We start from the raw sequence: 14,705 nt of genomic DNA, 5'->3' as shown, positions 1-14,705 counted from the left end.
TGGACTAGTTATTATGGGTCCGGACGTGCACCGTCGTTCCCCTCTGGCCATGGCCGCCCTGGCCCTCCTCTGCTACGAGCCGTTGCACCCGTACCGCATGCAACAACTGCTCAAGCAGTGGGGCAAGGGCGACGTGGTGAACGTCGGGCAGCGGGCGACGCTCTACAAGGTCATCGAGCGCCTCGACCGGGAAGGCCTCATCGCCGTCCGGGAGGTGCTCCGGGAGGGTCAGCGCCCGGAGCGGGTGGTCTACGAGATCACCGCCGAGGGGCGACGGGTGGTCGTGGAATGGGTCCGGGCGATGGTCGCCTCCCCGGCTCCCGACTTCCCCGAGTTCCCGGCCGGGATGTCCTTCGTGATGCTGCTCGGGCCGGACGATGCCCTGGCCCAGCTCGAGTGCCGCCGAGCTGACCTGCAGGCCGAGCTCGACCGCCAGACCGAGGGCCTGCGAGGCGCCGTCGGCGTGCCCCGGGTCGCCCTGCTGGACTCCGAGTACCAGTGGGCGGTGACCGGGACCGAGCTGCGCTGGGTCGAGGGCGTCGTCGACGATCTGCGCAGCGGCCGCCTGACCTGGTCCGAGGACCAGTTGCGGGCGGCAGCGCGGGCGGGGGAGGAAACGGCCGGCGAAGACGCAGGATGACGGCGGGTCAGGCCGTCGCTCCCGGGAGCGGGAGACGTCGTGGGTGCGGATCGGGCGCCGCACGACCTGAGCCTCGCCGGCGTGACGCCGGGCCCGAACTGCCAGCTGGCCCGCCCATCTGGGGGGAAGGTCCATGATGTCGCCGGTTCCCTCCACCTTCTATACCCTTCACCCTGAGGCCCGGCCGGAAGGGCCAGCCCGGCCCCAGATCTTCCACGAAGTGGGCAACGGCGACGCGGAACCGCTGCTGTCAGCGGGATCGAGCGAGCTACCGTAAGAAAATCTTCAAGATCCGTTGCCCATCGCTTGCATTCTTCTGCACTGCCGGGTATCATAGAACACATGTTCGAGCAACCGACCACGGATCTGTTCCCGCCCGAGGACTTCGGCACCGAGGCCCTGGGGGACGCGGTGGTCTCCCTGCTCGGCCAGGTGGCAGCCGCCCAGTGCCAGGCGCTGTGCTGGGTCGCGGCCTACGAGACCGCCCGGGGCTGGGAGGGCACCCCGGCCATGGCCTCGTTCCTGGGCTACCGGGCGGGCATGGGCTCCCGGGCGGCACGCGAGATGGTCGCCCTGGCCCGCAGGCTGCAGGAGTGCACCAGGATCCGGCAGGCGTTCTCGGCGGGCAAGCTGTGCTGGAGCCAGGTGGGTGCCCTGCTCCGGGTGGCCACCCCCGAGATCGAAGACGAGCTCATCGCCCTGGCCCGGGCGGCCACCGGCCCGATGCTGGAGCGGGCGCTGCGCCGCTACCGCTGGCTGCTGGCGGCCCATGGCGAGGCGGCCCGGAACGAGGCCGCCCTGGCCGGGCGGGAGGCCCGGGGGCTGTCGTACTGCTTCGACGACGAGGGCTTCTTCCACCTCTCGGGCACCTTCTCCCCGGAGGCCGGGCTGGTGATCGAGGCGGCCCTCAACCAGGTGGCCGCCGAGCTCAAGGCCGAGGCGCAACAGCTCGAGGTGCGCGACTCCCCGACCGAGACCGCACGCCGGCCCTGGGAGGCCCGCCAGGCCGACGCCCTGGTGGCGATCTGTGAGGCGGTGCGGGACCGGGAGTGCTCCGCCCGCCCGGGGGCGGCCCGCGCCGAGGTGGTGGTCCACGTCGACGCCGCCCTGCTCTCCGGCCACCAGCCCGGGCCAGACGCCCGCTGCGAGCTGGCGGGGGCCGAGGCCCCCCTGGCCCCGGAGTCCGCCCGGCGCATCACCTGCGACGCCACCGTGGTCACGCTCGTCGAGGACGCCGACGGCCAGCCGTTGTCGGTGGGGCGGCGCAGCCGGTGCCTGCCCACCCCCCTGCGCACCGCCCTGGGCTCCCGGGACCAGGGCTGCGTGTTCCCCGGCTGTGGCCACACCCGCCATGTCGAGGGCCACCACATCGTGCACTGGGCTAAGGGCGGGGAGACCTCGTTGGCCAACCTGTGTCAGCTGTGCTGGGCGCACCACGTCTTGGTGCACGAGGGGGGCTACCGCATCGTGGTGGCCGCCCCGGGGCAGTTCTGCTTCCTGCGGCCCGATGGCTCGGAGGTGGGCGCCGAGGAGCGCCCCGAGGTCACCTACACCGCCCAGCTCGGCTTCCCGGTGGAGCCCACCGACACCCTGTGCCGCTACCTCGGGGGGTCGATGAACCTGGTCGATGTCATCTGTGGGCTCTACGGCAGGGACGGCCGCTTCTCGGGGGTGCCCCGGGGCGTGATCGAGGAGGCGGCCAAGCCACCCCCCGACACCCGGTCCCCCAGCACGGGGCCGCCAGCGGAGGACGCCTGGCTCTACGAGGAGCAAACCGAGACCTTCGAGCTCGGCCCCGCCCACTACGACTGGGAGGACCCCCCGCCCCGTTAAGGCCGGGCCTTCCCTCCACCCTCCACCCAGCCGAACCCTCTTCACCCTGCGACGGGCGCCCGGCGTCACTGGCGCGGCGCTTGGAGATGGATGCCAGGGCCACTAGTGGAGTTTCCTGTGACGCTGAGCCACCTATCAGGGTGTCGCAAAATCGAGGCCTCAAACTAGCAATCGCGAAATCCAACACCTTCCCCCGGAAGTGTGCGCGAATGGGGGCATGGCCAAACACTATGTCTCCACGGATCGCATGACCCCGTTCCTCATGCCGCCCAGCCTGCTCGACTGGCTGCCCCCGGACCACCTCGCCTGGTTCGTGCTCAGCGTCGTCGACAAGCTCAAGCAAAAGACCTGGAAGCTGCACGGCCGCCACCCCAACTGGGGTCCCGGCCGGGCCGCCTATGACCCCGAGATGCTGCTCACCTTGCTGTTCTACGCCTACTGCACCGGGGTGTACTCCTCCCGGGCGATCGAGGCAGCCTGCAAGGTCGACGTCGCCTTCCGGGTGATCGCCGCCAACCAGGTGCCCGACCACGCCACGATCGCCCGCTTCCGCGCCGAGCAGGCTCCCCAGATCCGGGCGCTGTTCAGCGACATCCTGATGCTGTGCCAAGCCGCCGGGCTGACGATCGCGGGCACAGTCGCCCTGGATGGCACCAAGATCCGTGCCCGCGCCTCGCTCAGGGCCAACCGCACCAAAAAACAGATCGCTAAGGAGTTGGCCGAGTTGAAGGCCGAGGCCACCAAGAAGGCTGCCGAGCTGGTCAGCCAGGGTGAGCTGGCCGACGCCGAGGACGACCAGCGCCTCGGCCAGTCCCGGGGCGACGAGCTGCCCGAGCACCTGATCGAGCCCGGGTCCCGGGAGGCCCACCTGAACGCCGCGCTGGAGCTGGTCAACCAGCGCCACGCCGACGCCCTGGACGCCGAACGCCAGGGTCTGGCGGAGCGCACCGAGCGCCGACGGGAGACCGCCCGGCGGGCACCCCGGGTCGATCCTCGGCTGACCACCCGCGACCAGCCCACCCTGCCGGAGGCCGAAGCCGACCTGGAGGTCGCCAAAGAACAGGCCGAGGCGGTCAAGGCCCGCCGCCAGGCGGTGGAGGCGGAGGCGGCAGCCCAGGGCCGCAAGCCGGGAGGACGCCACCCAAACCTGGACCGGGGGGTGGCCGCCGCACAGGCCCAGCTGGCCGAGGCGGCCGCCCAGGACGCCGCCCGGGCGGCCGAGGAGAAGATCAACACCACCGACCCCGCCAGCGCCATCATGGTGGACCAGGCCGGCCGCTACCTCCAGGCCTTCAACGCCCAGGCGTTGGTGAGCTCGGACCAGATCATCGTGGGCGCCCAGGTCACCACCTGCGCCGCCGACACCGGCTCCTACCAGCCGATGGTGGTCCTCGGCCTCGCCAACTTGGAGCTGGCGGGCATCACCGACTCGTTCGACCTGGTGCTGGCCGACGCCGGCTACCTGAGCACCGCCAACCTGACCGCCGCCGGCCCTCCCCGGATGATCGCCACGTCCAAGGCCTACAAGCTGCGCCACCAGCAGGCCGAGGAGGGCTACCGGGTGGGGGACCCGCCCGAGGGCTGCTCGCCGATCGACGCCATGACGCACCGCCTGCTCACCGAGGAGGGGGTGGCGGCCTACGCCCAGCGCCAGTACATCGTCGAGCCGGTCTTCGGCCAGATCAAATGGAATCGCCATTACCGACAGTTCTTGCGCATGGGCGAGCAGGGCGCCAACGACGAGTGGATCCTGCTGGCCATGTGCAACAACCTGCTGAAGCTGTATGGCAAGAAGCACTCGCCACGGATGCGGCACGGGAAGGCAGGTTCCCCGGCCACCTCCGGCGCTCTCCGCTCGCTCAGGCGCGTCTTGCACGGGACCGGGCGCAGAAACATCCTCCGGCGGGATGTCCTTGTGGCGGCCTAGGAGCCTCCGGATGTGACCCATCGAGGGGTGAAGCCCGCTCTATGGCGCGTGATTCTGCGACGGCCTGTATAGCTACCTCCAGCACTCACAGACTCTCCAAAGCCGGAATGCCCGAGGTCCGGCGCTGGGCCGAGCACCCCGGCCGCGCCTACGCCCAGAGATGTAGGGGCAATGGGGCCCGCAGGACGACGACGCGCCGCTCCGCCGGCCCGACAATGGCTCCATGAACGAGCGCCGCGTCCCCCGCTCCGCAGCCATCCTCATGGCCGCCGAGGCCGCGTCCCTGGCGGTGATGTCCACCCTGCACCTGAGCGGGGTCGTGGGGGGCGGGACGCCGCCCTACCGGCCGAGTGCCGCGGGGATCGCCGAGGCGGTCATCGGCGCCGTGCTCGCCGTGGGCGCCGGGGCGGGCTGGCGGGCGCCCGCCAGGTCGTGGGCGGGCGTGGTGGCCGCCGTCGGCTTCGCCATCGCCGGATTCCTGGTCGGGGTGACCATCACGATCTCGGGCGGGCCGGCCATCGACATCGCCTACCACTGCACCGTGTTGCCGGTGCTGGTGCTGACCCTGTTCCTGCTCCTGCGCCGTACCCGGCGGGCCGTCAGCCCCAGGCCGGCGGCGGCTTGGCGATCATCGAGCACGCCGTGACGTCGGTGTGGGGCGGCAGCATGAAGGTGCCCTGGCGCTCCACCTCGGCGAAGCCGGCGTAGCGGATCATCTTCTCGAGGGTGCAGGAGCTCATCACCCAGAAGGCGTTGTTCTCGCCCGGCACCACCTCGTCCTTCTGGTAGCCGAACGACAGCACCGGCCGGGAGGGGTACTTCTCGTCCCACTCCGGCTCGATGGCGGTCTCGATGATGGCGTACTCCCGGGTGACCGACCGGATGGCGATCAGGGCGGCCAACGGGTTCTGCAGGTGCAGCAACAGCGAGCCGCAGAACACGATGTCGAACATGCCGACGGTGTAGGGCGACAGGTCGTACACGTTGCACGGCTTGTAGTCCACCCGGGAGCGGCGCATGGCGTGGGCCAGGCGGAAGTGCCGGGGCCACGGGTCGCCCATGGCGGCGTCGGCCAGCCGGTAGCGCATATTGGGAACCCAGTCGCAGTCCTTCATGCGGGCGACGTCGATGGCGGTCACCCGGGCGGCGCCCCGGCGCTCCATCTCGAAGGCGAAGAAGCCGTCGCCCGTGCCGACGTCCAGCACCTCCTTGCCCCGCAGGGACTCGGGGATGCCGTAGCGGTGCACCACCGGGCGGTGGTCGAAGAACCCGTCGGACACCAGCCCGTTGCCGAGCTCGATGGTGTGGTACCAGCCCTGGAGCCTGGGGTCGTCCTGGCGTGCCGGCAGATCGATCATCGGGGTCCCCCCTTGCTGCCGTCGATGGAACGCTTCAGGTCGCGGCCGGCCCGCAGCGCCTGCTTCAGCGGCCGGGCGGCGCCAGGGTAGCGGCTGGAGGCGGCAGTCAGCCGGCGGGCGACGGCTAGGGCCAGGGGGCTGACGTGCTCCACCTGCGCCCGGGCGTCGGCGACCGCGCCGAGCGCGTCGCCCGCGACGCGTTCCGCCTGCGCCACCTCGCCCCGGAGGTGCTCGTAGGCCGCCCGCATGGTGGTGAGAGCCCGCTCCACCTTCTCGTACGCCGCCCGGAGCACGGCCAGCTCGCCGGAGAGGGACTGGTACTCGGCCCGCAGGGTCTGGTTGGCCACCCAGTCGGCGTACTGCTCGCTGCGCAGCATCTCCAGGTCCTTCTGCAACTTGAAGTGGGCGTAGGTGAGGTAGCCGTCCAGGAAGTTCACCGGCACCGCCAGGACCGGCGCGAGGTCGGCGTCCTCCTTGCGGACATAGAAGCGGTTGATGCCGTCGAAGGCGGCGAACAGGTAGCCCGCCTCCAGCAGGATCGGCTCCCAGGACTCGTGGCTGGGCTGCAGCAGCCGGGGCGGGTCGATGCCCTCCTCCAGGGTGGTCGGCTCGGTAGCCTCCACCAGGACCACCCGGGGGCGCCAACGGGTGAAGTCGGCGCCCGCCAGCACCTTCTCCTCGTGGCCCTCGACGTCCACGGACAGGAAGTCGATCGGGCCCGGTACGTGGCGCTCGCAGATCTCCGCCAGCGTCAGGGCGGCGACGGTGCGCTCCGTGGCTGTGAGGCCGGCGTCCCGGTGGCGGGTGTAGTTGACCTCGGAGGCGGTGGACACGCCGGAGTCGTAGCCGGGGAACTCGTGGAACGTGAGCTCGCCGCTGCGGTCGGAGGCCGCCACGTTGAGGTTGATGTCCCGGCGGCGCTCGGCCTGCAGCCGCTCGAACGAGCCGGTGGTGGGCTCGACGTTGATGCCGTGCCAGCCCAGGTCGTAGAAGTGGCGGGTGACCGACGCCACCGACGGGTCGCTGGCGCCGACGTCGATGTAGAAGCCGGCCTTGCCCCGGGGGAAGCAGCGGTCCAGGAGGACGTCCTCACCGTTCTGGGCGTAGGAGACCATGGTCACGGCTGCGCCCCCTCGCCGGGGTGCGACCAGGCGGCTGCCGCCACCACGACGGGGTCGGCATCTGCCCGGAGGTCGGCCAGCGCCCCGGTCACCAGCGGGTGGGACAGGAGCTCGGGGTCCAGCCCCTCCAGCGCCCGGGCGGCGTACGCCCGGCAGTCCGGGTTGGGGTGGGCGGCCTCGGCGGTGATGCGCAGCAGGGCATCCTCCTCGGTGGACTGGATGCGGACCTCCCAGGCGTCGAGACCGGCGGGCCGGCGCTTCATCGCCAGGCAGTCGGCGACGGTGACCACCTGGACCTCGTCCGGGGAGAGCCGGGTGAGGCGGCGGCCCTCGATCAGGTAGGTGGCGTAGCCCAGCTCCTCGAAGCAGGCCTGCAGCTCGTTGGGCGTGGCCCCGGCGAGGGCCAGGGCGTGGCCGTTGGACTCGAAGAGCACCGGCGGGGCGCCCGGCCCGGACAGCAGCGCCCGCATGCCGGCGATCGCCTTCAGCTCGGCGCCCTCGACGTCCATCTTGATGAAGGCGGGCGGGGGGGAGGCGAAGGCGCCCAGCAGCTGGTCGATGGGCACCCCGGGCACCGTGACGGTGTGGGTCTCCCCTTCGCCGCCCCAGGTCATGTGCCCCCACGGGCCGTTGGCCTCGAAGGAGAGGGGGCCGGCGGTGTCGGTGGCGGCGCAGTGGATGACCCGGAGGTCGTGGAACCCATTGCGGGCGGCGCTGGCCCGCAGCAGGGCGGCGTTGGCGGGGGACGCCTCGATGGCCAGGACGCCGCACCCCCGGGCGGCGGCGGCCAGCGAGAAGGTGCCGACGTGGGCGCCGAGGTCGATGACCCAGTCGCCCGGCTGCACGAACTCCAGCATCAGGGCAATGAGGGGCTCGTCCGAGGTCCGCCCGGTGGCGAGCCCGGCGGTCACCGGGTCGTGCATGGCGGTGTCGAGCATCACGGTGAAGGCGAGGCCGTCGCCCACGGCCACCGGCACCGGCTCCCAGCCCGGACCGTCGAGGGGGACGGCTGGGGCGGACACGTCGGCGGCGGCCAGGCGGCCAGCCAGGCGGCGCCCGATGGCCGGGACGGCGTCGAGGGCCTCGTCGGCGGCGTCCCGGTCCCGGTCAATGGCGGCCAGCGCCTCGTCGACGGCCGTGACGCCCCGGGCGAGCTCCTCGTGCAGGGCGCGGACCCGGTCCTCGGCGGCCCGCAGGACGGCGGGCAGCTCGGCGAACGACACGGTCATGCGGAAGAGGGGGTCAGCGGTCCGGGCACCGGCGAATTGTATCGATCCGTCTGGGGGGCGCCCCGGTGGGCAGGGGGAGGCTGGCCCCGGCCGCCGATCACGGCATCGACCACCCCGAGGTAGCGCTCCGCCATCCGCTCGGCGGTGCCCTCGGCCAGGTACCAGGCGCGGGCGGCCTCACCCATGGCCCGGCGGCGCCCGGGGTCGTCCTCCAGGGCGCCGAGGGCGGTGGCCACCGCCTCGGCCTCGCCCGCCACGGGGACCCGCCAGCAGAACGACCCGGGCAGGAAGCGCCACTCCGGGAGGTCGCTGAGCACCACCGGCTTGCCGGCGGCGACCGAGCGCATGAGCACTGCCGACATGTGCTTGTGGACCGGGGCGCGCAGGTTGACGATCACATCGGCGGCCACCATGTGCCGGTCGAAGTCCTCCCGGGGGAGCCGGCCGGTGAACTCCAGGGTGTCGCCCAGGCCCAGCGTGTAGCCGAGGTGGGAGAGCCGCTCCAGGTAGGCCTGGTCGTAACACGGGCCGGCGACCACCAGGAGGGGGTGGCGGCCCTGCTCCTTCAGGGCGGCGATGGCCCACAGGCAGGACTCGACCCGTTTGAGCGGGTGGACCAGGCCGACGAGGGAGGCGACGAAGCGCTCCGGGTCCATCCCGAGGGCGGTGCGCGCCGCCGCCTGGTCCAGGTCCGGCTGGCCCGCATAGGGATCGGCCACCCCCATCGGCACCACCCAGGGGTGGCTGCCCGGGAAGGCAGCCAGCAGCTCCCGGGCGGCGTCCGGGAAGTGCACGATCTGGGCGATGCTCGGGTTCACCACCGGGTCGAGCATCGGGTAGCGCCCGAAGAAGTCCCAGACCGCGTCCTGGTCCTCGAAGGCGAGCCGGCGCAGCTCCTCGACCGCCCGGGCGCCGTGCAGGTCGGCCAGCATGCGGTGGAACCGGGGGGCGTCGCCCGTCTCGTGGACGATCTCGGTGTACACGACGTTGCTCCAGATGAGGTCGTGGAGCACGGCGATGCCCGGGTGGGCCTCGAACGCCGCCGTCATGTAGGCGTGGAAGGGTGATGCCCCCACCTGGTAGAGCACGGCGTCGTACGGGCGGGCTGCGTTGCGCCGGACGAAGCCGGAGGCGTGGTGGATGTGGTGGCGCTGCAGGACGGCTCCCGCCGGGAGGTACCCGCCGTCGACGAAGACGTCCACCTCGCACCGGGTGGCGAGGCCGTCCAGGAGCTCTGCCGAGTAGTCGGCGATGCCGGTGGCCTGCGGCGGCAGGGGAGTCCACAGGGCGATCCGCCGGCCTGCGGGTCCCGGTCCTCCGGGCGCCGGTGGGAGGGCGACGGCCCGCTGGTAGCACGCCAGGGTGGCCTCGGCCAGCTGGTGGCGGTTGAAGCGCTCCGCCTGGACGAAGCCCTTCGCCCGCAGGGTGGCCTGGAGGGCCGGGTCGCCGGCCACCCGCTGGATGGCGGCGGCGAGGGAGCCGGCGTCCTCGGGGTCCACCTGGAGCGCGGCGTCGCCCGCCACTTCGGGCAGGGACGACGCTGTGGTGGTGACCACCGGGGCACCGCAGCGCATCGCCTCCAGCACCGGGAACCCGAAGCCCTCGGCCCGGGACGGGTGGACCACCAGCGTCGCCCGGTTGTACAGGGCGGCGAGCTCGGCGTCGGACACGCCACCGGTGATCACGAGGTCGGCGCTGATGCCGAGGTCGAAGGCCAGGCTGCCGACGGCGTTCAGGCTGGCCTGGTCCAGGTGGCAGCAGAGCACCAGCGGCAGCCGGGTGCGCAGGGCCTCGGGGAGGCCGGCGTACGCCCGGAGCAGCGTGTCGAGGTTCTTGGAGTAGTGGATGTGGCTGACCGTGAGCAGGTAGTGCTCGGGGATCCGGATCCGGCTGGAGACCACGCTGAGCAGCTTGCGGACGAGGTGGTCGGGGAGCGGCCGGAAGACGTCGTCGGCGATCGGCCAGGCCTTGTCGATGCGCTCCTCCGGGTAGCCGATGAGGGCCACGGCGTCGCTCCGGGCGTACTCCGAGATGGCGAGGAGCCGGTCGGCGGTCGCCAGGAACCCGAGGCCCCGCTCGTACTGGCGGCGGAGGGGGTCCTCGACGTAGTAGCGGTCGGGGTAGCGCAGCGGGATGAGGTCGTAGAGGGTGACGACTGTGGGGCAGGTGTCCACGCGGACCAGCGGGGGGCCGGTCAGCATGAGCGGGGCGGTGGCGTGGTAGAGATCGAGGCCCTGGCGCTCCAGCCAGGCCAGGTAGTGCTCGGCCAGCTGGAGGGTGGTCGCTTCGGTCACCTCGGCGCGGGGTTTCGGGTAGCAGGCGAGGTCGACGTTGGGGGCTTCCAGGACGGCGGGATCGATCAGCGAGAGGTCGGCCCCCGCCTCGCACAGCAGGAGGTACTCGTTGTCCCGGTCCACCGCCAGGACCTCGCGCAGCTGCTGCTGGGTGTAGCGGCCCATCCCCCGGGTGATGAGCTCCGGCCCCAGGGCGAGGATCTGGTAGTCGATGCCGATGCGCATGGCGGGAGGCTAGCAAGGCCGCGCCGGATTGGCGCTTAGCAAAACGGTCATGCCTGCCGATGATGCGTGACATGTAGAATGCGCCGTCCGGTGCCGCCCCGAGAGGTGCCCAATTGGATCTACCTCTACCTTCCTCGCGAGCCGCCGCCATCGCCCCCCTCCTCGACGACCCCATCGTCGTGGTTGACGTGGGCGCCCGGTGGGGGTTTGCTTCCACCTGGGACGACCTGGGTGACCGCTATGTGGCCATCGGCTTCGAGCCGGACGCCGAGGAGTGCCGGCGGCTGCAGGAACTCCACCGGCGGTCGGGGGCGCCGCACCGGGTAGCGCCGGTGGCGCTGGGCCCCCGTTCGGGGGTGGCCACCCTGCACGTCACCCGGCAGCCGGCGTGCTCCTCGCTCTACCCGCCTTCGGCGGCGGCCTACGAGCGGCACCCGGGCCTCGGGGTGATCACCCCGGAGTCCTCGGTGATGGTCGAGCTGGCCGTCCTGGACGAGTGGTGCGCCGCTGAGGGGATCGCGCGGGTGGATGTCATCAAGGTCGATACGCAGGGGTCGGAGCTGGGCGTCCTGGAGGGCGCCCAGGCGACCCTGGCCGGGGTGCGGGCGGTCGAGGTCGAGGTCGAGTTCAACGAGCTCTACGCCGGGGCGCCGCTATTCGGCGACGTCGACCGGTTCCTGCGCCGGCGGGGTTTCGTCCTCTGGCGGCTGCGGGACCTCGCCCACTACGGGCAGGCGGGGGCCGACCTCGGCTGGCGCACGCCCGACGTGTGGCAGCTGGATGACGGCGCCCACCGGTTCGACAGCGGCCCCGGCCAGCTCTTCTGGGCGAACGCCTACTACCTGCGCCGGGAGGTGGCCTACCCGGCCGCCGGTCTCGGCTGGCACCAGCTCGTGCGCGACGCCTGCATCACCGGGGCGCTGGGATTCCACGACGTGTCCGGGCTGGCCCTCGGGTTGGCCCGGGATGGCGCCCCGCCGGCGGTGGCCGAACGGATTTCGGCGGCTCTGGCGTCGCCGGGAGCGCCTCCGGCCCCGGCGGCCCCGGCCCCGGTCTCGTCGTTCCGGCGGCCCGGGACGGTGAAGATCAGCCTGACCGACCCCGCCTTCGCCGGCGGGGGCTGGCACCCGCCCCAGGTGGTGGGCGACCTCGGCCTGCGCTGGAGTGGGCCCGGCCGGGACGCCTGGATCGACCTGCCGGCGGTGGTGGGGGCCGGGTCCCGCGTCGAGCTCCTGGTGGCGGCGGCCGTCACCCCGGAGGTCGAGGGGAGCCTGGCGGTGTCGGTCGGGGGCCGGAACGTGGCACTGACCGCCTCGCCCCACCGGCACGGCACCCTGTACGCCGGCGTGGTCCCGGAGGGGGCGCTGTCCCGGAGGGGGAGCACCCGGGTGATGGTGGGGACGTCGGCCACCCGGTTGTGGAGCTCGGTGAACCCGTCGCCCGGGTCACCGGCGTCGGCCTCAGAGGACGGGGACCTCGAGCTGGGTGTGGCCGTGGCGTGGGTGCGGGTGACCCTGGCCGGGGAGGGCCCCTCGTGAGCCTCCGCCCGCCGGCCCCGGCGCCCAAGAAGACCGCCCGGCGCTCGCCGTCCAAGGGTCCGCGCCTGCTGGCCGAGAACCCCGACATCCCCTTCCGGCCGAAGCCCGGCAGCCCCACGGGGCGGAACGGGTACAGCCCGCTGGGCGGGGTACCCGGGGTGTTGCCCGGGGCGTTGCCCGGAAGGAACGGGCACGGCTCGACGGCGCCCAACGGGCATGCCCCGGTCTCCTCCAACGGGCATGCCCCGGCGGGATCGAACGGTCACGCCCATGGGGCGGCCAATGGGAATGGCACCGGCAATGGCACTGGCAACGGCAATGGCCATGCGAAAAGGGTGGCGGCGCCCGGGCGCGCCCGGATTTCCGCCTTCGTGCCCGCCCAGATCCGCCCACCGGTCGGGAGCGGGTTCCGCCCGCCGCCCCAGAACGGCCATGCACCGCCGGCGGAGACCGCGCCCCAGGGCAGCGGATCGGTACCGGCAGGTCAGGCGCCTCGCCGGCTGGGGCGCCGCAAACGGGCCCAGGGCCGGCTGCGGGTCCCGTCGGCCGACGGCTTCCGCGGGCTGGCGGCGATCGGCGTCGTGGCCTGCCACTGCCTGTATGCCGCTGCCCGGCCCCACCTGTCGAACAAGTTCCTGCTCCACCTGATCGTCGCCTCGTACGTCAGCGTCGACTATTTCTTCATCTTGAGCGGCTTCCTGCTGTTCCTGCCCATGGTGGCGGAGGGCAACTTCGGGAGCAAGAAGGCCTACGCCCTGCGCCGGAGTGCCCGGATCGTGCCCGCCTACTACCTGGCGGTGATCGCCACCCTGCTCCTGCTGCCCTGGGTGGTCACCGTTCCGGTGCACGTCACGCCCTTCACCCGGGTGGGCTCGATGACCCTGCTGCTCCACCTGACCTTCGCTCAGCACAGCCTGGGGCTGGCGCTCGGTTATCCCGAGGGCTTCTTCGTCAACGGTGCGGTGTGGACGCTGGCCATCGAAGTGGTGTTCTACGCCCTGCTGCCGGTGATCGCCGGGTGGTACCGCAAGCACCCCTTCGTCGGCCTGGGCATCGCCGAGGTGATCGCCGCCACCTGGCGCACCATCGGGACCCACGGCTGGTTCCCCCTGCCGCACTGGGCCGGGCTGAAGTCGCCCCAGTTCGTCAAGGAGATCCTGGTCACACAGTTCCCCACCTACACCGCCCACTTCGCGCTCGGCATGACCGCGGCCTTCGTCTTCGTCCAGATCCGCAACGGCAACCTGAAGTTCAAGATCCCCTCCCTGGCCTGGGTGCCGGTGGAGGCGGCATCGTTGTCGGGCGTGCTGTGGTGGATGAACCAGGCGGGAGCCCGGGACGTGGCCTTCAAGTCCGGGCCCTTCGACCACTGGATCGGCACCACGCCGGTGGCGGTGTGCTTCACGGTGCTGGTCCTGGCGACCGCTCTGGCGCCGACATGGGCGCAGTTCCCGTTCACAAACTGGATCAGCAAGAAGCTGGGCGACGTGAGCTATGGGCTGTACCTCACGCACCTGCTGTTCGTGGGGTATGCCCTGAAAACGTTGCACTGGACGCCTAACGCCACCTCGGGCGACTTCCTCAAGATGTTCGCCTTCGCCTGCGGCGGGGCGCTGATCGTGGGGTCGGTGTCGTACTACTGCATGGAGCGGCCGATCATCCGGTGGTCGCACCGCAAGTCGAAGGAGATCGAGAAGCGGGCGGCGGCGGAGCGGCTCGCCGGGCCAGTGCTGGCCCCCGCCCCTGTGCTGGTGCCGACCCCGGCCCTGGAGCCCGGGGAGGCTGCGGAGGCTGTGCGGCCGGCTGTGGAGCCGTTCCGGCCGGTCGTGGAGCCTGTCCGGCCGGAACGTGCGCCTGTGCGGGCGCCGGCTCCGGTGGCGACTCCCGTGCCGGTGCTGGTGGGGGCGGCCGCCGGCCCAGTCGCCGTGCCACCAGCGGCGCCCGAGTTCCCGAGCCAGCTGCCCGTCGAACTCTTCGAGCCGGCGGCCCGGCGTGCTCCGGTGATCGACCGCCCGGCCGCCCGACCGGCCGCCTCGGCCCGGACGGCCGCGGGACGACCCGCGGCTCGGGCGGCCGACCCGGTTGCTCCGGCCGCCCGTCCCAGGTCGACCGACCGCCGGCCGGCAGCGGCGGAGGTGCCCGAGGAGATCCCGGGCATCGTGTACGTCGAGGACATCCTGGCTGCGACCGAGCCTCCAGCGCCCGTGCCCGCATCTCACCACCCAGTGGCGGACGCGATGGAGTCCTCTCCCCGGCAGGCAACGACCGGGGACGCCGAAGCCCGCCCGCCCCGGCCTCCCTCCAACGGCTCGTCGGGCAACGGCTTCTGGTGGGCAGGGATGCCGAGCGCTCAGAGCGCCGAGGTCGAGGAACCGGCCGGGGAGCCGGCGCCGGTTCGACCCCGGAGCCGGGCCTGGGCAGCCCGCTAGACGGCCAAATCCGGCAGCCTGACGGCGCTGCCGATCCAGTTCTCGACAGTTCGAGAACCTTGGCCCCTGATCGGGCGGGCGGTACCGCTGTGCCGTGAGCGCCTCCGCGCT

At 72.3% G+C, this 14,705-nt stretch carries 10 protein-coding genes; 6 read left to right on the top strand and 4 right to left on the bottom strand.

Features of this window, described 5'->3' with window-relative positions; translation table 11 throughout:
- Positions 1-25: 25 nt before the first annotated feature.
- The 4 genes from VFW71_13500 (at position 26) to VFW71_13485 (ending at position 5,046) form a co-directional block, all read left to right on the top strand.
- Positions 26-640: a PadR family transcriptional regulator gene (locus tag VFW71_13500; protein HEU5003772.1), complete on the top strand. Its 615-nt coding sequence runs from the start codon at positions 26-28 to the stop codon at positions 638-640.
- Positions 641-982: 342 nt separating this feature from the next.
- Positions 983-2,473: a DUF222 domain-containing protein gene (locus VFW71_13495; GenBank protein HEU5003771.1), complete on the top strand. Its 1,491-nt coding sequence runs from the start codon at positions 983-985 to the stop codon at positions 2,471-2,473.
- 217 nt (positions 2,474-2,690) lie between these two features.
- Complete coding sequence (locus tag VFW71_13490; GenBank protein ID HEU5003770.1) at positions 2,691-4,400, top strand: transposase; 1,710 nt, start codon at positions 2,691-2,693, stop codon at positions 4,398-4,400.
- Positions 4,401-4,623: 223 nt separating this feature from the next.
- The gene (locus VFW71_13485) at positions 4,624-5,046 is read left to right on the top strand and encodes a hypothetical protein (GenBank protein HEU5003769.1); all 423 of its coding nucleotides are present in this window, start codon (positions 4,624-4,626) and stop codon (positions 5,044-5,046) included.
- Here VFW71_13485 and VFW71_13480 read toward each other — a convergent pair.
- Genes VFW71_13480 through VFW71_13465 form a run of 4 tightly spaced genes read right to left on the bottom strand, consistent with a single transcriptional unit; the run spans position 5,000 to position 10,627 of the window.
- Positions 5,000-5,758: a methyltransferase domain-containing protein gene (locus tag VFW71_13480; protein HEU5003768.1), complete on the bottom strand. Its 759-nt coding sequence runs from the start codon at positions 5,756-5,758 to the stop codon at positions 5,000-5,002. The two genes, VFW71_13485 and VFW71_13480, sit on opposite strands and share 47 nt — an antisense overlap.
- Complete coding sequence (locus VFW71_13475; GenBank protein ID HEU5003767.1) at positions 5,755-6,873, bottom strand: FkbM family methyltransferase; 1,119 nt, start codon at positions 6,871-6,873, stop codon at positions 5,755-5,757. Before VFW71_13475 ends, VFW71_13480 begins: the two co-directional genes overlap by 4 nt.
- 2 nt (positions 6,874-6,875) lie before the next feature.
- Complete coding sequence (locus tag VFW71_13470; protein HEU5003766.1) at positions 6,876-8,108, bottom strand: FkbM family methyltransferase; 1,233 nt, start codon at positions 8,106-8,108, stop codon at positions 6,876-6,878.
- Positions 8,105-10,627 carry a glycosyltransferase gene (locus VFW71_13465; GenBank protein HEU5003765.1) on the bottom strand — a complete coding sequence of 841 codons (2,523 nt, stop codon included), beginning with the start codon at positions 10,625-10,627 and terminating at the stop codon, positions 8,105-8,107. The genes VFW71_13470 and VFW71_13465 overlap by 4 nt, the downstream gene beginning before the upstream one ends.
- Positions 10,628-10,740: 113 nt before the next feature.
- On the opposite strand from VFW71_13465, the gene VFW71_13460 reads away from it, so the two are divergent.
- Positions 10,741-12,165, top strand: coding sequence for an FkbM family methyltransferase (locus VFW71_13460; GenBank protein HEU5003764.1), 1,425 nt, complete (start codon positions 10,741-10,743; stop codon positions 12,163-12,165).
- Positions 12,162-14,594 carry an acyltransferase family protein gene (locus VFW71_13455; protein HEU5003763.1) on the top strand — a complete coding sequence of 811 codons (2,433 nt, stop codon included), beginning with the start codon at positions 12,162-12,164 and terminating at the stop codon, positions 14,592-14,594. Before VFW71_13460 ends, VFW71_13455 begins: the two co-directional genes overlap by 4 nt.
- The last annotated feature ends 111 nt before the right edge of the window (positions 14,595-14,705 follow it).

This window comes from Actinomycetota bacterium (assembly GCA_035765775.1).
Lineage (GTDB): Bacteria > Actinomycetota > CADDZG01 > JAHWKV01 > JAOPZY01 > DASTWV01.
This window is presented reverse-complemented; position numbering and strand designations above follow the sequence as displayed.